The organism is Halalkaliarchaeum desulfuricum (assembly GCF_002952775.1).
GTDB lineage: Archaea > Halobacteriota > Halobacteria > Halobacteriales > Haloferacaceae > Halalkaliarchaeum > Halalkaliarchaeum desulfuricum.
The window spans coordinates 883,997-906,159 of record NZ_CP025066.1; the positions used below are offsets into that span (position 1 = coordinate 883,997).

At 66.2% G+C, this 22,163-nt stretch carries 19 protein-coding genes; 6 read left to right on the forward strand and 13 right to left on the reverse strand.

Going from position 1 to position 22,163, the window contains the following annotated elements; all coding sequences use genetic code 11:
* Window positions 1-59 precede the first annotated feature (59 nt).
* Window positions 60-2,495, reverse strand: a complete 2,436-nt coding sequence (locus tag AArcSl_RS04365; RefSeq protein ID WP_119815541.1) for an efflux RND transporter permease subunit — start codon at window positions 2,493-2,495, stop codon at window positions 60-62.
* Window positions 2,492-5,098, reverse strand: a complete 2,607-nt coding sequence (locus tag AArcSl_RS04370; protein ID WP_119815544.1) for a COG1361 S-layer family protein — start codon at window positions 5,096-5,098, stop codon at window positions 2,492-2,494. Before AArcSl_RS04370 ends, AArcSl_RS04365 begins: the two co-directional genes overlap by 4 nt.
* Window positions 5,099-5,344: 246 nt before the next feature.
* On the opposite strand from AArcSl_RS04370, the gene AArcSl_RS04375 reads away from it, so the two are divergent.
* Entirely contained in the window at window positions 5,345-6,220 is an 876-nt protein-coding gene (locus AArcSl_RS04375) for a TrmB family transcriptional regulator (RefSeq protein ID WP_119815546.1), read from the forward strand.
* 21 nt (window positions 6,221-6,241) lie between these two features.
* Here AArcSl_RS04375 and AArcSl_RS04380 read toward each other — a convergent pair whose 3' ends face one another.
* The 6 genes from AArcSl_RS04380 to AArcSl_RS04405 all read right to left on the reverse strand — a co-directional run bounded on the left by AArcSl_RS04380 (window position 6,242) and on the right by AArcSl_RS04405 (window position 11,445).
* The gene (locus tag AArcSl_RS04380; RefSeq protein ID WP_119815549.1) at window positions 6,242-6,496 is read right to left on the reverse strand and encodes a glutathione S-transferase N-terminal domain-containing protein; all 255 of its coding nucleotides are present in this window, start codon (window positions 6,494-6,496) and stop codon (window positions 6,242-6,244) included.
* Window positions 6,497-6,581: 85 nt separating this feature from the next.
* A complete protein-coding gene (locus tag AArcSl_RS04385) occupies window positions 6,582-7,298 on the reverse strand; it encodes a phosphoribosyltransferase family protein (RefSeq protein ID WP_119815552.1) in 717 nt (238 codons plus the stop codon).
* A gap of 133 nt (window positions 7,299-7,431) precedes the next feature.
* Window positions 7,432-8,274, reverse strand: a complete 843-nt coding sequence (locus AArcSl_RS04390) for a polyprenyl synthetase family protein (RefSeq protein ID WP_119815555.1) — start codon at window positions 8,272-8,274, stop codon at window positions 7,432-7,434.
* A 68-nt stretch (window positions 8,275-8,342) separates the two neighbouring features.
* Complete coding sequence (locus AArcSl_RS04395) at window positions 8,343-9,296, reverse strand: electron transfer flavoprotein subunit alpha/FixB family protein (protein WP_119815558.1); 954 nt, start codon at window positions 9,294-9,296, stop codon at window positions 8,343-8,345.
* Window positions 9,293-10,087 carry an electron transfer flavoprotein subunit beta/FixA family protein gene (locus AArcSl_RS04400; RefSeq protein WP_119815561.1) on the reverse strand — a complete coding sequence of 265 codons (795 nt, stop codon included), beginning with the start codon at window positions 10,085-10,087 and terminating at the stop codon, window positions 9,293-9,295. The genes AArcSl_RS04395 and AArcSl_RS04400 overlap by 4 nt, the downstream gene beginning before the upstream one ends.
* An 83-nt stretch (window positions 10,088-10,170) precedes the next feature.
* The gene (locus tag AArcSl_RS04405; protein WP_119815564.1) at window positions 10,171-11,445 is read right to left on the reverse strand and encodes a helix-turn-helix transcriptional regulator; all 1,275 of its coding nucleotides are present in this window, start codon (window positions 11,443-11,445) and stop codon (window positions 10,171-10,173) included.
* 242 nt (window positions 11,446-11,687) lie between these two features.
* Between AArcSl_RS04405 and AArcSl_RS04410 the strand changes: the two genes are divergently transcribed.
* The gene (locus AArcSl_RS04410; protein ID WP_119815566.1) at window positions 11,688-13,025 is read left to right on the forward strand and encodes a DUF7096 domain-containing protein; all 1,338 of its coding nucleotides are present in this window, start codon (window positions 11,688-11,690) and stop codon (window positions 13,023-13,025) included.
* A gap of 30 nt (window positions 13,026-13,055) precedes the next feature.
* Here AArcSl_RS04410 and AArcSl_RS04415 read toward each other — a convergent pair whose 3' ends face one another.
* Together AArcSl_RS04415 and AArcSl_RS04420 are read right to left on the reverse strand one after the other, a co-directional pair.
* Complete coding sequence (locus tag AArcSl_RS04415) at window positions 13,056-13,952, reverse strand: Vms1/Ankzf1 family peptidyl-tRNA hydrolase (protein WP_119815569.1); 897 nt, start codon at window positions 13,950-13,952, stop codon at window positions 13,056-13,058.
* 38 nt (window positions 13,953-13,990) lie between these two features.
* Window positions 13,991-14,335: a DUF5802 family protein gene (locus AArcSl_RS04420; RefSeq protein WP_119815572.1), complete on the reverse strand. Its 345-nt coding sequence runs from the start codon at window positions 14,333-14,335 to the stop codon at window positions 13,991-13,993.
* Between the two features lie 148 nt (window positions 14,336-14,483).
* Between AArcSl_RS04420 and AArcSl_RS04425 the strand changes: the two genes are divergently transcribed.
* Window positions 14,484-15,344, forward strand: coding sequence for a helix-turn-helix transcriptional regulator (locus AArcSl_RS04425; RefSeq protein WP_119815575.1), 861 nt, complete (start codon window positions 14,484-14,486; stop codon window positions 15,342-15,344).
* Window positions 15,345-15,616: 272 nt separating this feature from the next.
* Here AArcSl_RS04425 and AArcSl_RS04430 read toward each other — a convergent pair whose 3' ends face one another.
* A complete protein-coding gene (locus AArcSl_RS04430) occupies window positions 15,617-16,138 on the reverse strand; it encodes a peptidylprolyl isomerase (protein WP_119815578.1) in 522 nt (173 codons plus the stop codon).
* A 229-nt stretch (window positions 16,139-16,367) separates the two neighbouring features.
* Here AArcSl_RS04430 and cooS point away from each other — a divergent pair, with 229 nt between their 5' ends.
* Both cooS and AArcSl_RS04440 read left to right on the forward strand, forming a co-directional pair.
* Window positions 16,368-18,248, forward strand: coding sequence for an anaerobic carbon-monoxide dehydrogenase catalytic subunit (cooS, locus tag AArcSl_RS04435; protein WP_119815581.1), 1,881 nt, complete (start codon window positions 16,368-16,370; stop codon window positions 18,246-18,248).
* A gap of 6 nt (window positions 18,249-18,254) precedes the next feature.
* Complete coding sequence (locus AArcSl_RS04440) at window positions 18,255-19,166, forward strand: ATP-binding protein (protein WP_119815583.1); 912 nt, start codon at window positions 18,255-18,257, stop codon at window positions 19,164-19,166.
* Window positions 19,167-19,223: 57 nt separating this feature from the next.
* Here AArcSl_RS04440 and AArcSl_RS04445 read toward each other — a convergent pair whose 3' ends face one another.
* Both AArcSl_RS04445 and AArcSl_RS04450 read right to left on the reverse strand, forming a co-directional pair.
* Window positions 19,224-20,903 (reverse strand): ABC1 kinase family protein, encoded by a 1,680-nt coding sequence (locus AArcSl_RS04445; RefSeq protein WP_119815586.1) that lies wholly within the window; start codon window positions 20,901-20,903, stop codon window positions 19,224-19,226.
* A 3-nt stretch (window positions 20,904-20,906) separates the two neighbouring features.
* Window positions 20,907-21,263, reverse strand: a complete 357-nt coding sequence (locus AArcSl_RS04450; RefSeq protein ID WP_119815589.1) for an Hsp20/alpha crystallin family protein — start codon at window positions 21,261-21,263, stop codon at window positions 20,907-20,909.
* 128 nt (window positions 21,264-21,391) lie between these two features.
* Between AArcSl_RS04450 and AArcSl_RS04455 the strand changes: the two genes are divergently transcribed.
* The gene (locus AArcSl_RS04455) at window positions 21,392-22,114 is read left to right on the forward strand and encodes an HAD family hydrolase (protein WP_119815592.1); all 723 of its coding nucleotides are present in this window, start codon (window positions 21,392-21,394) and stop codon (window positions 22,112-22,114) included.
* Window positions 22,115-22,163: the final 49 nt, after the last annotated feature.

A 22,163-nucleotide genomic window follows, 5' to 3' on the forward strand; every position in this document is an offset into this window, starting at 1 on the left:
CGCTAGCTATAACGGTTTTTCGGCCATGCCGGGAAATCGACCGACTGAAGCGGGTCGGCTCAGCCGAACCGCCGCTCCCAGACGATCAGGGTCGGCGGCAACACGATCAGCGCGGCCAGATACGAGTAGATCACGCTCACCGACATCAACAGGCCGAACTGCCCGAGCATCGGGCTGACCGCGAGCAGCAGCGATCCGACCCCGCCGGCGGTGGTAATCATGCTGCCGGTGATCCCGCCGCCGGTCCCGCGAAGCGTCGTCAACAGGGCGGCGTAGGCGTCCGGGTCCCGGTTGTACTCGTCGATGAACCGATGGGTGATGTGGACCGAGTAGGCGACGCCGATACCGATCGTGATCGAGAGGATCGTCGCCGTGAGCGCATTAAAGGGGATGTCCAAAAGCGGCATCGTTCCCGCGAGAAACACCACCGTGACGACGATCGGAACGAGGTTGGCGATGCCGAGCGACGCCCGGCGTTCGAGCACGTCGTAGACGACGACCAGGAAGACGCCGGTAACGCCGAGCGCGATCGCAAGGCTCACGATCGCCGACTCGAGGATGAGTTCGGTCAGCGCCTGGAAGACGACGATGCTGCCGGTCGCGGTCGCCTCCAGCCGGTAATCGCTTGCGACGTCCCGGGCGTCACGGGTGACCGGTTCCTGGCCGGCGTCTGCCTCCACCGAATAGATCACCCGCGTCGCATCCAGGTCCTCGGAGATGTAGTTCAGTGCCTCATCGCGGACCGGTGAAGACAACAGTTCGTCGTAGATCTCTTCGAGGTTCCGGTCCGGGACGCCGTTTCCGCTCACGTCGCTTTCCGCAAGCAGCGCCGCGAACTCCGGGTCCTCGTCGGCGTACTCCTGCATCACGGTGACGACGCTGCGTGCGACCGCCCGGTCGCCGTCGGCGACGAACGTCGGCGGGGGGTCACCGCCGGCCCGGTGGATGGACTCGAGCGCGTACGGCTGGCGCAGGGGCCCCTCCGCGTACACCGTCACCTCGTCATCTTCCCCCGTTTCGAAGTTGTCCCCGAGGAAGTTGACCGCCTCCGTCACCGTGTACTCTCCCGGACCGAGCGGTTCGGGGATGGCGTCGATGTAGACGGGCATCTCCTCGTACGGCAGGAAGTCCTCGTCGTCGAACCGGGTCTCGACGTCGGTCGCGAGGACACCCATCCCGGCGGTGGCGACGAGCAACACCAGAAGCATCGCGATCGGTGCCTTCCGTCCTGCGACCGCACCGGCGGGGAGAATCCGCCCCAGCGTCGACTCCTCGGAGCCCAGCGGTTCGTTGCTGAACTCCGGGAACCGGGTCCCATCGCGGAGGTCGTCCAGGAACACTTTCGCGGCGGGCATGAACACCCCGAAGATGAGGAACGTGAAGGCGATCCCGACGCTCGCGACGAAGCCGAACTCCTGGATCGGCCCCAGGTCGCTCGCCATGTTGGCGCCGAAGCCGATCGCAGTGGTGCCGGTGACGATGAAGAAGGCGACGAGCAGCTGGTTCGAGGCGGCTGTCATCCCGTCGTGGATCCCCTCGCCGGCGATACGCTCCTCTCGATAGCGGTTGACAGCGTGGATGCCGAAGTCGATGCCGACCGCGAGCAACAGGGGCGGTACCGCCACCATCATCTGGTTGAAGGGGATCCCCGCGATGCCGGTAAAGCCGAACGTCCAGATGACCGCCATGAAAAGCGAGACGAGCCCCAAAACCAGGTCGACGGGATCGCGGTACGCGACGATCAAGAAAAGCAAGATGAGCAGTCCGACGGCAGGCACCATGATCGAAAGCGAGTCGACGAGTGCGGCCTCGAACTCGGCGTCGAAGATGCCGCTGCCGAAGACGATCACGTCTCCGCCGACGGAGTCAGCGGTCGACTCGACCTGCCGCTGGATCTCCTGTTCGGTGTCGTCACCGCCTTCAGGGATCTGGTGGGTGATCACGCCGATCGTCGCGGAGGCGTGCATCTCGCGCTCGTTGAAGTCGTCCGACAGCGATCGGGTGATACCGGGGTTCTCCTCGACGAGCGTTCGAGCCGCCGCCCGGACCTCGGCCTCGGTCGCCCCCTCGACGGCGTGGATCTGCGCTTCGAGCGTCTCGGCGTCCGAATCCAGCACCTGGGCGACCCCCCGTGCGGGGCTCGACGCCTCGACGACCCGCATGTCCGGATTCCGCTCGATCCGGTGTTGCAACTCGAGCATCCGGAGCACGCCGGTACGTGAGAGCACGTTCTCGCCACGCTGGACGAGCTGTGTCGTCGATTCGTCGTCTTCGAAGGCAGGCTCGAACTCCTGGTCCACCCGGTCGAGCGCCTGCTGTTCGGGGACGTCCTCGGTGAACGCGTCTGTGCCGGCGTCGAACTGGATGTTCGCGAGCCCGCCGGCGAACAGCGCAGTGACGAGAAGAAACGCCAGAATGACCGCCCGGGGGCGCTCGGTGATCCAGTAGTTGACCGTGTCCAGCGCCGGCTGGTAGTCCCACCGACCGCGGCTCATCGGTGGTCGAACGGCGACTCGGTGTCGTCGCCGTCGCCCTCGTCGGGGAGGTCACCCTCATCGCCGCTCTCGGAGCCCTCATCGAACAACCGAGAGAAGGTTCCGGTTATTCCTGGTTCACCCTCGGAACGAACGTCCCTGCGTCTGAGCCGCTCCCATTCCTCGCGAAGCTGGTCCCGATCGGGGAGGCGTTCACGGTACCGCCAGCCCGCCGCGGCAGCGATCACCAGAAGGAGCACCACGAGCCAGAGCGGAACCAGCGGATCGGCCGGTTCGACCACCTCGACGGGCACCCGATAGGTGTCGGAAAGCTTCGTCTCGTCGCGCTCGTCGTCGTACCGGAAGTCTATCGACACGGGATACGTCTTCGCCACCGCACCGCCGGAGGCGCTTACCTCGAACACGATCGTCTCGGTTTCCCCGGGCGCGATCTCCGTGAGGAATGCCTCGTCGTCGTCGCTGGACAGCGGGCTGTTGGTGAACAGCTTCGCGCGGACGTTTCGGAGCGTCTGATCGTAGGTGTTCTCGATCTCGATCGCGATCCGGGTTGTCTCGCCCGGCTCCAGTGTCGCCTCCGCCGGCCGGAGCGCGAACTCGTCCCGATGCGGCTGGACGGTCGCGAACACGTCAGTCGGATCCGACAGCCGGACCTCGCCGCGGTGGTTGCGGTACCGCGTGGTGAGCTCGAGCTGTCTCGGCCCGGCTTCGGCGTCCCGACTCACCCCGATCCGGTACCGGAAGTCGGCTGACTCGCCTGGATCCAGCGACCCGACCGCGTACTGGGTCTCCCGCGGGAACAGGTTCGCCACGTCGCTGTCGTACAGGACGACCACGTTCTCGACAGGGCGCTCGCCCGTGTTGGTCACGGTCCCCTCGAGGGTTCCGTCCTCGCCGACGTGCAGCGAGCTTTCGATGTCGTCGACGGCGAACGTCTGCTCTGGAAGGGGACGCAGGCCGACCGTCCGGGTGCGGGGGGTGAGGTCGTTGTCGTCGGCGTCGCGGCTCTCGACGGTCACGTCGACGGTGTAGTTGCGCTCGAGCGCGTCGTCGGTCGCGCCGCTGCGGTAGTACAGCGTCGCCGTCTCGCCGGCCTCCCACTCGCCCACGAACGCCTCCGATGTCGGCGACCCCGTGCCCTCGGGTTCGAACGTGAACTCCCCGGCGGTGATGGGCTCGCCGGCGGTGCCGGAACCGAACACGATCGCCTGATCGGCCGCCGAAACCGTGACCGCAGCCTCGTTGACGTCCCACGGACCGTCGTTGCGAACCTGGATCTCGAGCACGCCGTCGTCGCCCACTGCGACGTCGTGGTCCATGTCCACGACCTGGTACCGCTGTTTGGCCAGCGGCTGTACCCCGGTCCGGAGGCTGCGTTCGAACGCCTCGTCGTCGGCGGTGCGGTACGCGACGTCGACGTCGACCGCGTAGAACTTCTCGATCGCTTCCTCGGTCGTGCCCGCCCGGAATTCGACGGTTCTGGTCTCGCCCGGTTCCCACTCGCCGACGAACGTCTCCGAACTGGGCCCCCCGGAGCCGAAGAAGACGTCCTGATCCTGCGCAGTCGCCGTGACGGACGCCTCCTGGATCGACTCGCTTCCGGCGTTTCTGATCTCGAGAGACAGCGTCCCCGACTCGTCGACGCCGATCGAGTGGTCGAGTTCCTCGATCCGGAACTGATGAGCGGGGTGTGGTCGAACCGCCGTCCGGACCGACCGGGCCAGCCGTTCGCCGTCCTCGGTGTCGTACTCGAGATCGAGAGTCACGGTGTAGAACGTCCGGATCGCCTCGGGAGTCGTCCCCCCGCGGAACGCGATCGTCTTCGTCTCGCCGGCCTCCCACTCGCCCACGAACGTCTCCGAACTGGGGCCGCCGGAGCCGAAGAAGAAGTCCTGATCCTGCCCCGTCGCCGTCGCCACGACGTCGTCGATGTCCTCGCTTCCCGTGTTCTCGACCTCGAACTCGACGAGCCCGGTTCCGCCGATCCCGACGTCGTGTGTCACGTTCGTGACCTCGAACCGGGCTTCGTCCTCGACTTCGACCGTCATCCGGAACGTCTCCGACCGCTCGCGGACGTCCTCGTCGAAGTCGGCGTCCCCGTCGTCGTAATACGTGTAGTAGACGAACTGCGCGTCGCGGTAGGTCACTTCGACGTCGATCGTGTACTCGCCGGGGTCGGCGTCCTCCTCGACGAACACCTCGAAGGCGTGGGGACCGCTGGACTCGCCGTCCTCGATCGTTCCCACGAACTGTTCGCCCGTTCGGACGTCGATCGGGGCCCCCCTCGTGTCGTCGATGTCGATCCTGACCGATCGCGCCTCCGTGGCCCGATCGATCGCCTCCGAGGGATGCTCGCCCGTCGACTCAACCTCCCCGTCGTTCGCGATGAAGAACTCGAGCGTGTCCGTCTCCCCGGCCGCAACCCGGTTGTCCGGCAACGTCACGTCGAGGTTGGCGCTCCCCTGGACGACTCCCGATCGCGTCTCGTTGGCCTCCACGACGCCGACGCCGGACCCCAGACCGATCCCGACGACGGCGATCACTACCGACAGAAACACCACCGTCGCGACCGCACCGACGACCCCTCGGCGCCACGGGGAACTCATTGTAGAACTGCTCGGGGGTTGTGACGGATAACGGTTTCCAAACCATCAAAAACATAATATCAGTTTTTATATATTTGTTACGGAGCGAGTGTTCGGTTGCGATACCGGGGCGGAAAACAACACCGGGCATATAAGGGGTAAAAAGGGGGTTCGGAATTCGTGCCGCGCGGTCCGGAGAGTAAGTCGCCTGTAATGGAACCACGAGAACTGGTTTATACTGTCCGTGTTTATATACAGAGAGACGCCATGAGCGATCGACGCGAGGGAACGGAGACGCGGATCGGCGAAGGAGAGGCGACGCTTCGGGATCTGGGGTTTTCGAGCTACGAAGAGCGAGCCTATCGGGCGTTGCTTGCGCTGGGATCGGCCACCGCAAGCGAGATTTCGGAGGCGAGCGAGGTCCCGATGGGACGGATCTACGACGCCTTGAGCGGGCTGGAGTCTCACGGGGCGGTCCGGACCCAGGACGGGAGCCATCCGACCGTCTACGCCGCGGTCGAACCGGAGGTGGTCGTCGACAGGGTACTCGAGGTGCGAACCAGGGAACTGCGCGACCGGCTCGAACGGTATCAGTCACAGCGGGAGGAACTCGTCTCTGCGCTCCGCGAGATCGAGGTGCCCGAAGACGAGTTCTGGACGGCTGTGATGGGACCGGAAGAGTCGATGGAGCTGTTGCTCGAGCGCATCGACACCGCCGAGTCGTCGGTGACGCTCGTGGCCGACACCGTGAGCTCCCAGTTCGAGCTCGACGAACTCGGCCCCCGGATCCTGGAGACCCTGTTCGACGCCTACAGGCGGGAGGTCGACATTTCGATTCTGCTTTCCGAGTCCGTTCTCGATCAACTCGGACGCGAGTTGGGCGACGGCGAGGGGCTCGACCACCGGCCGTTCGACTGGTCGCTGTTCGAACTACGGGCGAGCGACGACCTCCACGGCAACTTCACGCTGATCGACGACGCGGAGATCTGCATCGCGATCCCGAACCCGGCGGCGCCGGACGACCTGTTCGGGATGGTAAACTTCCGTGACGCCCACTTCGCGGCCCGGGCGGACGCGACGTTCGAGCGCGCTTGGGGGGACGCGAGACGGATCACCTCGCTGTCCACCGCGCTCGAAGAGTGAAAAACAGCCGGGGGAACCGCGTCAGGTCGCCTCGCCGTACGTCTCCTCGAGATACTCGATGATCCGCGTGCTCTCGGTCATTCCCTCCACGCCGTTCGCCTCGTCGACAAGCACGGGGACGCCGGTCTGACCGCTTATTTCCTGGACTTCCGTTCGCTCCGGGTGCGCCCGTGGGACGGTTCTGGATTCGTACTCGAGTTCTAGCTCCGCGAGCGTCTCGCGGACCATCGCACAGTAGGGACAGCCCTGCAGTTCATATAAGACGAGTTCCGTCATCGGCTCGAGGTAGGCCCCTCGGAACGATTAATTGCCGGGGGTTGTGCCAGAACGGTGCCAGACCGCGAAACCGACGTCGGGCGGTTCACTCCTCGAACGTCGTGAGGGCGCCGACCGGCGCCTCCGTGAACGCCCGGGCACGGTCGAGCCCCTCCCGCCCGACGGCGATCAGCGTGAAGACGCCGGTCACCTCTGCGCCGGCCTGCTCGGCGATGTCCAGGAGTAGTTCCTGGGTCTCCCCCGACCGAATGAGATCGTCGACGACCAGCACCGTCTCGCCCTCGTCGATCGCCGTCGCCGGCAGGTAGTAGGTGAGTTCGATCCCCGAGGCGAGCCGGTGTCGCGACTCGATGAACTCTTCGACTGCGGTCTCCTTGGATTTCTTCGCGTAGGCGATCCGCGCGTCGAAATGCGAGGCCATCGCCGCTCCGAGGGTGATCCCGTCGGTCGCTGCAGTCAACACGACGTCCGGCCGATCGAACTCGAGCGTCTCGACGGCGACCGGCGCGACGAGATCGAGAAACGACTGATCGAAAACCACCGAGGAGTTATCGACGTACCCCTCCTCGTCGACGGTAACTCGGGCGCGAAGCTCCGACGCGAGCGCCTCCCGGCCGACCCCGTCGACCACCTCCCGGGCGCGGTCGGTCCCGGGCAGCACGTGGCCGTTGACGTACCGGTTCAGATCACCCGCCGGAAGCCCGGTCACCGCCGCCAGTTCGTCGTACGTCCGGGTCTGCTTCAGCATTCGCAACACTGCGACCGCCTGTAGCTGCAGGCCGGCCTTCTCGGCTCTGTTCATGATCGCAGTAGCTGATTGCGCAACTATGAGTACTTCGAAACGTTCCCGCGAAGATATTGCACACGTGGATGCAGGAAACGGGCACAGGAAACGGGGCACAGGAAACAGGGCAACTGTGCCGCCGGAAACCGGATCAACGCTCCCGCACGACGACGAACTCTGCGAGGTCGCGGAGATACCCTTTCGCCGCGGTTTCGGGGACGTCTGCGGCCTCCAGCGACTGGAGGGCGAGGTCGGCCTGCCGCTGGGCCCGCTGGTTCGCCTCCTCGACGGAGAGGCCGGTCACCTGGACGAACGAGGGACGGTCCATCTGTTCGTCCTGACCGGTCGGTTTCCCCAGGTCGTCGGCGTCGGCTGTCGCGTCCAGAACGTCGTCCCGGATCTGGAACGCGATGCCGACCCGCTCGGCGTACTCGCCGAACGCCTCGACGGTGAACGCGTCGGCGTCGGCGGCGACGGCCCCCAACTCCGCCGCCGCGCGGAACAGCGCGCCGGTCTTGCGCCGGGCCAGTTCCATGTACGCCTCCTCGGAGTCAGGATAGGAGACGAGCTCGGTCGCCTCCCCCTCGCCGAGTTCGACCATCGCCTCCGCGACGATCTGGGTCGCCCGATCGTCAGCGGAAAACAGCGCGAACGCCTCGCCGAGTAACCCGTCGCTGGTGATCAACGCTGGGCCGTAACCGAACTCGGCCCAGGCGCTCGGGGTGCCTCGTCGAAGCTGCGAGCGGTCGATGATATCGTCGACGACCAGCGACGCGTTGTGAACGAACTCGATGCCGGCAGCGAAGTCGACCGCCTCCGCCGGATCCCCGCCGCACGCCTCACAGGACAGCACCGTCACTGCCGGACGCACCCGCTTGCCACCCGCCAGCACGACGTGTTCCAGCTCCGCAGTGAGCTGTGCGGGTTCGACCCCCTCGATCACCTCGGTGAGACGGTCGTTCACGAGCTCGACCCGATGCTCGAGATACTCCATCACCGGAGAAAGGGGATCCGCGCGTTTGTAGGTGACGAAACCGAGGCCCGGACCGGCGCGCGATTCGACTAGCTGAACTGTTCGGTCAGCTCGGGAACGACCTCGAAGAGGTCGTCGACGATGCCGTAATCCGCGATGTCGAAGATCGGCGCGTTCGGGTCGGTGTTGATCGCGACGATCGTCTTCGCGCCCTTCATCCCGGCGACGTGCTGGACCGCTCCCGAGATGCCGACCGCGATGTACACCTCCGGGGTGACGACCTTGCCGGACTGGCCGACCTGACGGTTCTTCGGCAACCAGCCGTTGTCGACGACCGGTCTCGAGGCCGCAAGCGTCGCGTCCAGCGCGTCCGCCAGCGCTTCGACGATTTCCAGGTTCTCCTCCTCTTCGATACCCCGACCGATCGACACCAGCACGTCCGCATCCGAGATGTCGACGTCACCCTCGCCGACCTCCTCGAATCCCGTGACTCGGCTGCCGACCGCCGACTCGTCCAGGTCGAACTCGAACGGCTCGAGGGACGCGTCGCCCCGGTCTTCCGTGGCTGGCCACTCCCCGCTCCGGATCGTCACGAAGAACCGGTCTGCGTCCACCTCGACGGTCGTCTCGACCTTCGACCCGTACATCTCGCGGGTCACCTCGAGGCCGTCCTCGTACTCCAGTGCTACCGCGTCGGTCACGAGCGGGATCGACAGCCCGTTGGCGACCGCCGGCGCGTAATCCAGCCCGTTGACGCTGTTGGGCGCGAGGATCGCCGTCGCGTCGATCTCCCCGCACAGCGCCTCGACCGCCTGCACGTACACGTCGTGGTTGAACTCCTCGCCCTCGTCGACGGTGTGGACGACATCGACCCCGTCCCGGTCGAGTTTATCTGCGAACGATTCGACGTCGCCACCGATCACTGCGACGTGGAGCTCACCGTCCAGGTCGTCGGCGAGTTCCCGACCCGCAGTGAGCAGTTCGAAGCTCACGTCCCGCAGTTCGCCGCGACGGTGGTCCGCGACCGCGAGCACGGCGCTCATTGGGCACCCACCCCCTTCTCCTGGAGGACTTCAGCAAGTTCACCGGCGGTCTCGCCCGGGTCACCCTCGAAGATCTCGGCGTCGGATTCGCTCACCGGCTCGTACATGCGCGTGAGATCGAGGGCTCCCTCGACGGCGTCTTCCCCCAACTCCAGGTCCTCGAGACCCTGCACGTCGATCTCTTTGCTCTGTGCCTGCCGGATGCCGCGGAGGCTGGCGTATCGTGGTTCGTTGATCCCCGTCTGGATCGTGAGGACAGCCGGCATGTCGACTTCGGTGAGCTCCTCGACGCCGCCCTCCAGTTCGCGGCGAACGTTCGCGACCGTGTCGTCCTCGGTGAGCTCCATCCGGTTTACCACCGCGGCCCACTGGACCCCGAGCTGGCGGGCGAGCGCGACGCCGGTGGCACCGAAGCTGTCGTCGTTTGCCTGCACGCCCGACAAAATGAGATCGGGCTCCTCCTGTTCGACGATCGCCTCGAGCAGTCGTGCCTTCGCGTCGACATCGAGCAGGTCCTGCCGGGCGATCGCATCGTCCCAGACGCGCACCGCCCGGTCGAGCCCTTTCGCCAGCGCCATCCGGATCGTCTCCTCGCTGCGCTCGGGACCGATCGTTACCCCGACGGTTTCGACGTCGTCGCGCTCTTCGGAGAGCTGGACGGCTTCCTCGATGGCGTAATCGTCCCACTCGTTGAGATCGTACTCCAGATACCCCTCCTCGATCTCCGTCCCCGAGATCTCGAAGTCGTCGGCGGCCTCAGCGACCTCCTTCACCGTGACGAGAACTTTCATGAAAGAGGGGTCACTTCCGCCGATGGTAAACGTTTTGATAGCCCTCCCGTTCGCGGTTCAACTGAAATCAACGGGAGACGCGATCACTCGTCGGCGTGGGTGTCACGGTCGGTATTCCCCGCCCCGCCGGTATTTCCCTCCCCGCCGGTATCGCCGCCCCCGCCGGTATCGCCGCCGGTACCACCGTTCCCGTCGGCATCCACGTCGTCCGGCAGCGAAATCAGGTTCTCGCGGCCGAGGCGGAGCTTCTCGATCCAGCCCTCGTCGGCCATCCTGGAGAGCAGTTGGGACACCTTCGCGTCCGACCAGCCAGTCTCCTCGACGATTTCCGCCTGTCGCATCCGCCCGCCGCGTTGCTCCAGCAACCGTTCGACCCGCTCCTCGTCGGAAAGCAGCGAAAGATCGACCTCGTCGTCGGCCGCCTCCTCTTCTCCCGGTCCCCCGACCCCCTCGACGGGTTGCGACGGTACGTCCCCGGACGAATCTTCCCCGGCCGTCGGTACCACGGCGTCCGACTGGACGCCTTCTCCCTCCGTCTTTCGACGATACAGCAGCGCGGCGATCAGGATCGCCACCCCGATCAGGAAGGCGCCGCCGATGATCTCCCAGGAGTCTCCGGCCGCCTCGGTCGGCGTTCCCGGGGTGGGATCCGTATCGACGGGGCTGTACGTTATGATCAGACGGTCCTCGGCGGTGAACAGCTGTGGCCCTTCGATCCAGGCGTTACCCTCTCTGAGGTCAGGGTTCACTCCCGGCGTCGTGTCCACCTGGTAGCCGTCCGGCGTCACGACGACGAGCTGCTGGTTCGATTCGAGCGATCCCAAGAGCGGATCGCCGTCGGCTGTCGTCAACGCGTCGTCGAGAACGAGCTTCCCATCGTCGGACGCGAGAAACGCCGTCCAGGTGAACTCCACGCGGAGAGTCCCGACGTTCCCTTCGCGTTCTGCGGCCCGGCGGACGGCGGTCATCGCCATCTCCCGATCGGTGGAGTCGTCGGCGACTGCGACGATCTGTTCGAACGTCTCGACGTCGAACGGGGCGTCCGCGGTCCCACCCTCGAAATCGGTTGCGAAGTCGTCGAACGCGTCCCGGTCGGCGTCAGTCTCGAGGTGGTACTCGGCCGTCACGTTCCAGGTCGCGTTCCCGTCCCCGTGAAGCACGACGCGGAACGTCGTTTCGGGAGGGTTCTCGGCACCACCGAGGGCTTCCAGAGACTGTGTGTGGTCGCCGTCGACGGACGGCTGCAGGGCGTCAGCTGGATGGACCGGAGAGGGCGTACCCGCCGCGGGGACCATCGCGGCTGCCCCGGCAAACACACCGAACAGCACGACCGCGGCCAAGAGGGCGGAACGCCGCATATGGAGGAAACTAACCGGCCCCAGGCAAAACGCTTTCCATGCTTCCGGGGGTGACTGGATCTGCGTAGGAGAGTTTTTGTAGCGCCGGGGGATAAGCCATCGTACGATGAAGGCCGCCCCGATCCTGCTTTCGGTCCTCCTGGTCGTCGCCACCGCCGGCGTCGGCGCGTTCGCCCCGGACGCAAACGGGGAGCAGCCGGCCATCGAGGCCGGCGACGACGTCCCCCCTCCTGACGCCTTCGATGGCCGCCCCGATCCTGCTTTCGGTCCTCCTGGTCGTCGCCACCGCCGGCGTCGGCGCGTTCGCCCCGGACGCAAACGGGGAGCAGCCGGCCATCGAGGCCGGCGACGACGTCCCCCCTCCTGACGCCTCGATTGCCGCCGTCGGCGCCGAAACCGGGCAGCTGACAGCCCCTGACGACTACACCAGGCAGCTGGAGCCCCGTGGGGAGAACGCAACCCGGGTGCTCGGAATCCCCGACGACGACGTCGACAGCTCGGACGTCAGGCGGGAACACGCCGACATCGGCCCGGCCGTCGGCTACGGCACGGACGCCACCGGCATGGAGATCAAAACGGAATCGATAGAACGACAGATCGAATCCATCGAGGAAACCGACGAGCGACAGCGGCAGATCCTTGCAGAGATTTCCGAGATCGAACAGCGAGAGATAACCCTCAACGGCCGGGAGCGAACCGCCGTCGAGGCGTACAGCACGGGCGAGATCGACGCCAGGGAGCTCGTCGTCCGGCTCGCTCGCGTGAGCATGGAGGCACAGATTCTTCGCGAGCGGCTCGAAATGCTCGGAGAACAGGCAGACGAGACGCCGGACTTCAGTGTCGACGCTCGGGCGAACAACATCGACTTCCAGCTGCGGACCTACGACGGCCCCGTGCGGAACCACGCCAAAGGCATACTCGAGGGGGAACACCCCTCCGAACGAGTGTTCGTCGAGTCCGGCGGCGACGCTGTCGTCCTGTCGATGATACACGACGGCGAGTACGTCCGCGAGGCGAAAGTCCCCGACCGGCAGGACCGGTCGACGACCGGATCGATGGAACTCGAGGGTGCCGAGAGCGTGACGTTCGGCAGCTATCCCGAAATCGCCGCGACCCGGGAGGGTGCCGACTCGATCGGCTCCGACGGCCTCTTTATCGTCCAGGTGCCACACGCCGGCGGCGAGCTAACGACGTTCGTCGATGGGGGCAGCGAACAGGTGTTCATCGATCACCAGCGGATCCCCCTGGACGACACCATCGGTCAGGTGCCCGTCTCCGACGTCCAGGAAGGACTCAACGTGACCGTCGATCGGTCCTACCCCGGCGGTCCCGTCCGGGTGACCGTCCTCGATGTGGAGACCGACGAGCCGGTGATCGGTGCGACAGTCACCGTCGGCGACGCCGTGCAAAGCGAAACCGTGGGAACGACCGATATCGACGGCCAACACTGGGTCGTCTCTCCGCGCGATCCGTTCCTGCTGACCGTCCTCGGCGAGGACACGACGGTGGCGCGACTCGAGATCCAGCCGACCGAGACGCCACATATAGAGGCGTATCAGCTCGAAAACGAGACCGACTGACCCGGGAGGACCTCTGTTCGGCACTCGGTCTCAAAGGCCGTACAGTTTCGTCGTCCAGAACTCCTCGAACGCCGCCGCGAGCGCATCCCGGTCGGTCCCGCCGGCACCGGCGGTCGCGGTGACGTCCACGTCGGACTCCAGTCGCGAGAGCACCGTCCGCTCCCCGACCAGAACCGTCCGATCGAGATCCTCGTCCCGGGTTTTCAGCACGTTCCGGACCCGGTCCACGTGGGCGTCGATCTGTTCGTCCCGGCGGCGCTCGAACCGTCCCTGTGAGAACCCTCCTTTCGAGTGATCCGAGATCACGTCGCTTTCGAACCCCTCGAACGCGTCCAGTTCGTCGCCATCGTAGACGCCGAACGCAAACGTGTCCGACCGAACGAGTCCGAAGCCGAACCGTCCCGTCGGCCGGAACCACTTGTCGGGGAGGCGAAAACAATCCTCCCACTCGGAGAACGGCTCCGGCGGCAGGGGCGGGGCCAGGGCGGCGGCGACGACGCCAGCGTCGTCCGCGAGAACGAGCGCCGGCGCGGCGTCGCGAACGAGCGGGCTCCTGTCGCCGAGGACCTCCCGCACGGAATCCGGAACCTCCGTTTCGACGTACGCTGTCAGGGCACCCTCCCGAGGAGCTTCGAGGCTGCGAAGACGATCGAGTACTGACTCGAGACGGCGGCCGCGACACCGCTCGGCGTGCCGGAACGACAGCTCCTCGTCGCGACCCTCCTCGGCCCGACTGACGCGGTCCTGGAGCTCTTCGATCCGGTCCTCGAGTCGGTTGATCCGTTCTTCGGCTCGCTGTCGCTCGGTCACGGCGTCCGCCCGGCGATCCGACTCGGCTTCGAGCTGCCGTTCGAGATGCTCGTTCGCTTCCTCGAGTTCGTCGATCCGCGCTTTCAGTTCCGCGCGGCCGAGCAGCCTGTCGATCATACCGGGGAGCGGTCCCGCGTGGACTTGAAACAGGGGGATCAGGTGCCGGCGGAGGGCTCCCAGCCCGCATACCGGAGGAGTTCGAGGGCCCGGTCGGCCTTCGCGAGCAGCACCTCGCGGGTCGCCGGCAGCCGGCGTTCGGTGTACGTCGGTGGGAGCGCGAGCGTCCCGGTGGGAACGTCGTCGTCGCCGAGTACGGGGAAATGTCGCCCGTCGAGTTTCATGACCAGCGGCGCGTCGAGCCGTTCGAGACCCTCGCCGGTCGCGTACAGCTGCTCGTTTACCCGCTCGTGATCCGCACGGTTGAGCACCGCATGATCGCCCTCGTGCGGTTCGACGTACATTTCCCCGAGGTAGTATCCGCTGGAAAATCGTTCGAACATACTGTGCAAGTTATTCTCACTCATGACCAGAGATAAAAGTTTCCGGGAACGTTTATATCGTCGCGCAAGTACGTCGCCGGAGTCGGGCGGACCGGCCACCATCGACGACAACGTATTTCATCCCGACTCCCGTAGTTTCGGTCGGTCGATGGCTGCACACGACGACGTTCAGTATCTGGCCGGATCGCCGGTCCGCGCGAACATTCTCGCCGCCCTCTGCGAGGAGCCGCTCCGGCCGACACAACTGACCGACCGCGTGGACGCCACCAGAACGACTGTCCAGCGAATCCTCGCCGGATATCTGGACCGCGAGTGGGTGGTCAAGCGCGGACATCGGTACACGGTGACCGTCACCGGGCGGGGCGTGTATCGCGCCTACGAGTCGCTGTGTGCAGACGTCGAACGGGCCAGCGAACTCGGGTCGTTCGCGTCCCATATCGGCCCGATCGCCGACGATCTCCCGTGGACCGCCCTCGAGAGTGCCGAGGTCACCGCCGCGAGCGACCGGGACCCGTTCTCGACGGTCCAGCGGCTGGTGGAACTCATCTCGACGGCCGACGCCGACCGCATGCGCGCGATCACCCCAATCGTCGCCGAGGTGTTCAACGAGGCAGCCGCCGAGTTCATCGAGGGCGGCGGTCACCTCGAGTTGACGATAGACAGCGGCGTCCTGGAAGCGTCCCGGACCGGGTTTCCCGAGGCCGTCGATCGCGCCGTAGAGAACGGCGACGTCGAGGTCCGGGTTCATCCGGAACCGATCGGGTTCGGCCTGATGCTGTGTGAGGAGTGGGCCTGCCTTGGCGCGTACGACGACGAGAACAACGTCCGGGCCGTGATCGAATCCGACTCGTCGGAGCTGTTCGACTGGGCGAACGAACAGTACGGACGGTATCGATCTCGCACGAGACCGCTCGCGGAGGTACTCGAGGAACAGGCAGTGCGTTCACCAGATCGACCGGCCGACGAACGCCAGCGGCAAGACTCCACCTCCAGCGAACACCAGCGGTGACGGCGTGTCATCGGAAGCCGGAAACGGTCGAAGCAGGGGGGGCCGACCGCCGGGCGACCTGGATCGTGGCCGACATGTCAGAGGTGTTGCGTCAGGGAGGGGTCAAGACGACGCGTTCGGTGGTACCCGATCCGACTCCGTCGGGAGCGTCGGACGAACCGTTGGTCGTCTGCTCCCGTAACTATTCGCTGGGGTCCCGGCTACCTATACGTAACTGGCGATACGTGTTACAGACCCAATAACAAGTTACAGATCCTGTAACAACAGCCGTTTCACCGGTCGATGTCGATCGACTCGATGAGCGCTTCCTCCTGTGGGCGGTCGGCACTGTCGGTCTGGAGTGCGCCGATGTCCTCGACGACGTCCATACCGTCGATGACCTGGCCGAAGACCGCGTGTTTCCCGTCGAGGTGGGGCTGGGCGGCCAGCGTGATGAAAAACTGCGAGCCGTTCGTGTCGGGACCGTGGTTCGCCATGCTCAACACGCCCGGACCGTCGTGACCCAGGTCGTCGTGGAACTCGTCGTCGAACGTGTAGCCGGGGCCGCCCCGTCCGGTGCCGGTCGGATCGCCGCCCTGGATCATGAAGCCGCCGATCACGCGGTGGAACGGGACGTCCTCGTAGAGGGGATCCGTCCGCGTCTCGCCGGTTTCGGGGTGCGTCCACTCCTTTTCGCCGGTTGCGAGTCCGATGAAGTTCTCGACGGTTCGGGGGACGTGCTGTTCGTACAGTTCGACTTCGATCTCGCCGAAGTTGGTGTTGATCGTCGCGGTCGGATTCTCGGGATTCTCCATGGATCTACTGCGGCAGCCATCCCCAAAAGGACTCGCTTCCGGAGCGGACGGGGACTGCGGTTCGACGCCGGAGCGGACGGGGCCACCGGATCGACGCTCCGGTGTCGATCGCTAATAAAGCGGACCCCTGACTGTGAACCCGATTATAAACATATCGCCCCCTCCACCGCCGTGACAACGCCCGGGGGTGCTCATTACTCCTCGCCGTGTACGCCTTCTGGAAAGAACGATGTCTTCACAGACAGAGGGAGAGTACGAATTACCGGAGGATCGTCTCGAGGAGAGCCAGCCGCAGTGTCCGTTCGGCGTCGGGGGCGGCTGCTGCCGGATCTGTTACATGGGCCCGTGCCGGGTGACGGACGGCGCCCACGGGATGGATCGGGGGGTCTGCGGGGCGACGCCGGGGACCGTCGCCGCGCGGAACCTGTACCGCGAGATCGCCGCGGGGGCCGCAAGCCACGCCGATCACGCACGCGAGATCGCCGAGGTGCTCGAAGAGATCGCCGACGGTGGGCTCTCTGCGTACGACATCCAGGATCCCGAGAAGCTGGAAGCGGTCGCAGCGGATCTCGGGATCGAGGCCGAAACCGACGACGAAAACGAACTCGCGAAGCTCGTCGCCGAGGCCGCGATCGAGGACTTCCAGGGTGCAGGCGAGACACTCAACTGGCTCGACCGGATGCCCGACGAGCAGCGGGAGTTCCTCGAAGAGCAGGGAATCCAGCCGAAACCGAGCGTCGACATGGAGGTGGCCCGGGCGATGCACCGCACAACCCAGGGCAACGACGCCGACCCGGTCCACCTGCTTTCGGGTGCGCTGGAAGCAGGGATGGCCGACGGATACGCCGGCCTCACGATGGGGACGGACCTCCAGGACGTCGTCTTCGGCCGGCCACAGCCGGTCGAGACCGAGGCGAACCTGGGGACGCTCGAAAAAGACCAGGTGAACATCGCGGTCCACGGCCACTCGCCGGTGCTCAGCGAGATTATCGTCGAGATGGCCGAGGAACTGGAGCCGGCGGCCCGCGAGGCCGGCGCCGAGGGGATCAACCTCGTGGGGATCTGCTGTACGGGCAACGAACTGGCCGAGCGGCGAGGGATCCCGCTTGCGGCCCACAGCACCCAGGCCGAACTCGCGGTCACCACCGGCGCGCTCGACGCGATGGTCGCCGACATCCAGTGTATCTGGCCCGGCATCGGCGACGTGATCGAGTGTCATCACACGAAGCTTTTGACCACCACCGACTACGTGCGGATCCCCGGCGCAGAGCACGTCAGTTTCGATCCCGAAACTGCCGAGGCGGACGCCCGCGAGATCGTCCAGCGGGGGATCGACGCCTACGAGGACCGGAACAGCAGACAGGAGTACGACGTCGAGATCCCCGACGAGCGGGCCAGCGCGATGGTGGGCATCTCCGAGGACTACGTGCTGGAGGTGCTGGAGGCCGCCTCGCCCGAGGACCCGGTCGCGCCGGTCGTCGACGCGCTCGAGGCCGGCCAGCTGAAGGGAATCGTCGGGATCGTCGGCTGTCCGAACCCGAAACAACGCACCGCCGACATGACCGAGCGGCTGATCGAGGGGCTGCTCGCGGAGAACGTGCTGCCGATCGTCACCGGCTGCATCGGTCACGTCACCGCGCAGGCGGGCTATCTCGATCCCGCCCGGACCGACGAGCTTGCGGGCGATGGGCTCTCGGAGGTGCTGCACGCGCTCGGTAACGCCGCTGGGCTCGACGGCCCGCTTCCGCCGGTGTGGCACATGGGTTCGTGTGTCGACAACTCCCGGATCGGCAACCTGGTTCGGGCGATCTCGGAGGGCGCCGACGTCCCCACGCGGGAGCTTCCAGTCGCCGCGAGCGCGCCGGAACTCATCGCCGAGAAGGCAGTGAGCATCGGCGCCTGGGCGCTGACGCTGGGCCTGCCGGTCCACACCGCCCCGACGCTGCACATGGATCAAAGCGAGGAGGTGAGCCGGATCATGACCGAGGACCTGAAGGGGATCACCGGCGGCTACGCGATCCAGGAGGAGGATCCCGACGCCGCGATCGACGCGCTCGTGGCGGCGGTCGACGAACGCCGGCTGGCGCTGTTCGACGAGACTGGAGCGTGATATCGGATGTGTGAAGAGTGCGGCTGTCACGACGGCGCGGGACACGCGCACGGTCATCCCCACGGTCACGACCACGACCACGACCACGATCACGATCACGCCGATGTCGAAACCGAGTCGGCCGTCGACGCTCCGTTGCGGATCGCGGTGACCGGGAAGGGCGGCGTCGGGAAGACGACGCTGTCGGCGGCGCTTTCGACCCGGCTCGCGTCGGCAGACGACGTCGTCGCCGTCGACGCCGACCCCGACATGAACCTGGCGGCGACGATCGGCTGCGCGGAGCCGCCGCCGGTCACCGAAAAACGGGATCTCATCGAGGACCGGGCAGGCGGCGACGGGCTCGTGCGGCTCTCCCCCGACGTCGAGGACGTCCTCGAGAGCCACTCGACCCGATTCGGCGACGGGGACCGCGGTCGCCTGCTGACGATCGGCGCACCAGAGGGCGCGAACACGGGGTGTATGTGTGCCGAAAACAGCTTCGTCCAGTCGCTGGTCCGGTCGGCGCTCGACGCCGACTGCGCCGTGCTCGACATGGAGGCCGGCATCGAACACCTGGGTCGCGGGACCGCAGGCGACGTCGACGCGATGATCGTGGTCGTCGGCCCGTCGCAGTCGGCGGTGGAGACCGCAGAGGGGATTCGGGAACTGGCCACGGAGATGGGTGTCGAGGACGTGTACGCGGTCGTCAACCGGGTCCGCGGCGAGGAAGGCGAGACCGTCCGGGAGGCGCTGGCACTGCCAGTGCTGGAGACGGTACCATACGACGAGGACGTTGCCGCGGCGGCGCTTTCGGGAAGGCCACCCGTCGAAGCCAGCGATCGACTGAACGTCGCGGCCGAACGGATTCTCCGGGGGATCGAACGCCGGATCGACGGCGAGTCCTCCCCGTCGGCGCGTCCCGTCGAGGGCGACGACTGATCTGCGGCTGCGGTGACGGCGACGCCTCCCCTCGCGGCGGCGGCGCGATGGACGACGTCACTTCTCGTTTTGTTTCCGCTCCCGGATCGCCTGTCGGGTGAACTGCGGGCGCGCCCGGATCGCCTTCGGCGTGCGGAACGACCGGTAGAGGAACAAAAGCGGCACCACCGTGAGCAGCGCGACTGCCGCCGCGATCCGCCAGTCGGCGCCGAACGCGTAGATGATCGACGCCGAGAGCACGCCGACCGCCGAGAAGATCGTGTACGTGAGCCGCTTTGCGAGCTTCGCGAACACGTCGTGGTCGTCCTCGACGGCGACGTTGACCGAGAGGCTGTCGCGTTCGAGCCGGTCGAGCGTCCGGTCGAGCTTCGGCGGGATCGTGACCATCGCCTCCGCGGTCGACTGGAGCTGTCTGGCGCCCCGTTCGGCCAGTTCCCGGGCGGTCTGCTCGTAGTACCCCTTCTCCGAGAGGTAGTCGGTCGCGACGGAGATGAAATCGAAGTCCTCATCGAGCGTGACACACACCCCTTCCAGGACCGTGACCACCCGGAGGATGAGCGCCAGGTTCCGCGGCAGACGAAGGGGGAACTCGTAGATCGTCGACTCCACGCTGGCGAGCACCTGGTTCACCCGGTACTGTTCGATGTCCTCCCCGCGGGCGTCCGCGATCGCGAGCTCCATCACCTCCCCCATCACCTCCCGGTCGACGTTCGGCGAGATCGTCCCCATCTCGATGAGCGTCTGGAGGATCGCGTCAGTGTCCTGCTGGGCGACCGCGACGTAGAAGTCGACGATCTTGTCCTGGATGAACGGGTCCACCCGCCCCGACATGCCGAAGTCGTAGAAGATGATCGTCCCGTCTTCGGCGACTGCGAGGTTCCCCGGATGTGGGTCGGCATGGAAGACGCCGTCCTCGATGATCATCTGCATGTACACCCGCTGGAGGTCGACCGCGACGTCGGTCCGGTCGAGCCCCATCGCGTCGAGTTCCTCGACATCGGTGATCTTGGTCCCGGGGATGTACTCCATCGTGAGCACTCGCGGGGTGCAGGCGGACTCGACCGACTCCGGGATCACGAGGCTGTCGTTGTCCGCGAAGTTGCCGCGGATCTCTCGAAGGATCGACCGCTCGCGTTCGTAGTCCATCTCCTCACGGATCGTCTTCGCGAACTCGTCGGCGAGGTTCTCCAGCGAGAACGCCCGCCCCTCGCCGATGAACCGCTTCAACACCGGCAACAGCCACCGGATCGCCCGGAGGTCCGCCTCGACCAGCTCTTCGATCCCCGGTCGACGGATCTTGACCGCCACCCGCTGTCCCTCGTAGGTGGCGACGTACACCTGCCCCAGCGATGCGCCGCTTATCGGATCCGTGTCGAACTCGTCGAACGCCTCCGCGACGGGGCCGAGCTCCTCCTCGAGCACCTGTCTGGACTCCACCCACGGCGCCGGGGGGACGTCGTCCTGCAGGCTCGAGATGACGTCGATGTACGCCGGCGGGAGGATGTCCGGACGCGTCGACAGCAACTGACCGAGCTTGATAAACGTCGGCCCGAGCGTGAGAAGCGTCGACAAGAGGATTTCCGCGCGCTCGACCTGGGTCTCGTAGGCGACGTCCCTCGACGCACCGAACAGGAGATACCGTCGTCTGTCCCTCGCGTAGGCGACGATCAGCGGGAAGAACTGGCGGATGATCAGGACGAACCGCCAGTACGCGCGGAGAGTGACCAGCGTGACCACCCGCTACGTTTCGTCGATCGGGATCTCTCTGCGTCCCGCCGCATCGCGTTTGGGAAGCCGGATCTCGAGGACGCCGCCGTCCATCTCCGCCTCCGCCGCGTCGCCGACACAGTCCGGAGGCAACGGGAGTTCGGCGTCGAGAAACAGCGGCCGGTTCTCGCGGACGTACTGGAACCCCTCGGGGGAGACTTTCTCCCGGCGCGCCTCCACGTCGACCCGGTTCGGTTCCGCGATCACTTCCGTCGTCTCCGCGGTCGCCCCGGGGAGATCGATGACGAGCAGATACGCGTCCTCCGATTCGAGCAGATCGGCGAAGATCGCCTCCGGAAGCTCCCGAAGGGCTTCCCGTAACGCGGACATATCCCCGGATACGGGGCGACGGGCGTTAAATGTCGTGGTCGGCGTAGTTGACGCTGCCCGCCCGGCGACGAGAAGACGCCGCTCGGCCGCAAAACCCATACCGGTCGACGTCCTATAGAGCAGTCCCGATGGCAATCGACTCCTACGACGTGTGGCTGTTCGACCTCGACGGCACGGTCGTCGACGTGGAGTGGTCGTACACGCGGGAGCTGTTCGATCGTGTCGGCGACCGGATCGGCCGGGAGTTCACCGACCGGGAGGCGCTCGTCCTCTGGCACGGCCTCGGCGGGGATCGGAACGGGCAGCTGCGCGAGTGGGGACTGGAGCCGACGGGGTTCTGGGAAACCTTCCACGACGAGGAGAACCCACTCGAACGCGCCGACGCCACGTATCTCCATCCCGACGCCGAGCGCCTCATCCGAGAGATCCACGGCCCGATCGGGCTCGTAACTCACAGCCAGGAGTTTCTGGCGTCGCCGGTGCTCGACCGGCTCGACATCCGCGACTGGTTCGATGTCGTCGTCTGCTGTACGGACGAACTCGGCTGGAAACCCGACCCGGCACCGGTGTGGTACGCGCTGGAGTCGATGGGTGCCGCCGACGCCGATCGGGTGGTGCTCGCCGGCGACAGTTCGAGCGACGTCGGCGCCGCCTGGAACGCCGGCCACGACGCCGTCCACGTCGAACGCCACGGCCACGAGAGCCGGGGACGGTGTGTACTCGCCGATTACATGGTCCAGTCGTTCGACGAGTTCCCCCGGGTTCCGCTCGCCGACGCCGATCTGTCCTTCCTCCAAACGTCGGAGGAACCGACGTCGATCGATCGAACCCGAACGCGGGCGAGCGACTGATCGCCGTCCATTCGGTCGATCAGAGACCGGTTAGTCGATCAGAGACCGG

What these genes read in the sequence shown, in the direction of transcription:
- AArcSl_RS04380 (WP_119815549.1), bottom strand. Translation starts at nt 6,496, where the DNA reads ATGACGGAACTCGTCTTATATGAACTGCAGGGCTGTCCCTACTGTGCG.
- AArcSl_RS04455 (WP_119815592.1), top strand. Translation starts at nt 21,392, where the DNA reads ATGGCAATCGACTCCTACGACGTGTGGCTGTTCGACCTCGACGGCACG.
- cooS (WP_119815581.1), top strand. Translation starts at nt 16,368, where the DNA reads ATGTCTTCACAGACAGAGGGAGAGTACGAATTACCGGAGGATCGTCTC.
- AArcSl_RS04405 (WP_119815564.1), bottom strand. Translation starts at nt 11,445, where the DNA reads ATGCGGCGTTCCGCCCTCTTGGCCGCGGTCGTGCTGTTCGGTGTGTTT.
- AArcSl_RS04395 (WP_119815558.1), bottom strand. Translation starts at nt 9,296, where the DNA reads ATGAGCGCCGTGCTCGCGGTCGCGGACCACCGTCGCGGCGAACTGCGG.
- AArcSl_RS04420 (WP_119815572.1), bottom strand. Translation starts at nt 14,335, where the DNA reads ATGTTCGAACGATTTTCCAGCGGATACTACCTCGGGGAAATGTACGTC.
- AArcSl_RS04415 (WP_119815569.1), bottom strand. Translation starts at nt 13,952, where the DNA reads ATGATCGACAGGCTGCTCGGCCGCGCGGAACTGAAAGCGCGGATCGAC.
- AArcSl_RS04400 (WP_119815561.1), bottom strand. Translation starts at nt 10,087, where the DNA reads ATGAAAGTTCTCGTCACGGTGAAGGAGGTCGCTGAGGCCGCCGACGAC.
- AArcSl_RS04390 (WP_119815555.1), bottom strand. Translation starts at nt 8,274, where the DNA reads ATGGAGTATCTCGAGCATCGGGTCGAGCTCGTGAACGACCGTCTCACC.
- AArcSl_RS04375 (WP_119815546.1), top strand. Translation starts at nt 5,345, where the DNA reads ATGAGCGATCGACGCGAGGGAACGGAGACGCGGATCGGCGAAGGAGAG.
- AArcSl_RS04385 (WP_119815552.1), bottom strand. Translation starts at nt 7,298, where the DNA reads ATGAACAGAGCCGAGAAGGCCGGCCTGCAGCTACAGGCGGTCGCAGTG.
- AArcSl_RS04440 (WP_119815583.1), top strand. Translation starts at nt 18,255, where the DNA reads ATGTGTGAAGAGTGCGGCTGTCACGACGGCGCGGGACACGCGCACGGT.
- AArcSl_RS04430 (WP_119815578.1), bottom strand. Translation starts at nt 16,138, where the DNA reads ATGGAGAATCCCGAGAATCCGACCGCGACGATCAACACCAACTTCGGC.
- AArcSl_RS04450 (WP_119815589.1), bottom strand. Translation starts at nt 21,263, where the DNA reads ATGTCCGCGTTACGGGAAGCCCTTCGGGAGCTTCCGGAGGCGATCTTC.
- AArcSl_RS04365 (WP_119815541.1), bottom strand. Translation starts at nt 2,495, where the DNA reads ATGAGCCGCGGTCGGTGGGACTACCAGCCGGCGCTGGACACGGTCAAC.
- AArcSl_RS04425 (WP_119815575.1), top strand. Translation starts at nt 14,484, where the DNA reads ATGGCTGCACACGACGACGTTCAGTATCTGGCCGGATCGCCGGTCCGC.
- AArcSl_RS04410 (WP_119815566.1), top strand. Translation starts at nt 11,688, where the DNA reads ATGGCCGCCCCGATCCTGCTTTCGGTCCTCCTGGTCGTCGCCACCGCC.
- AArcSl_RS04370 (WP_119815544.1), bottom strand. Translation starts at nt 5,098, where the DNA reads ATGAGTTCCCCGTGGCGCCGAGGGGTCGTCGGTGCGGTCGCGACGGTG.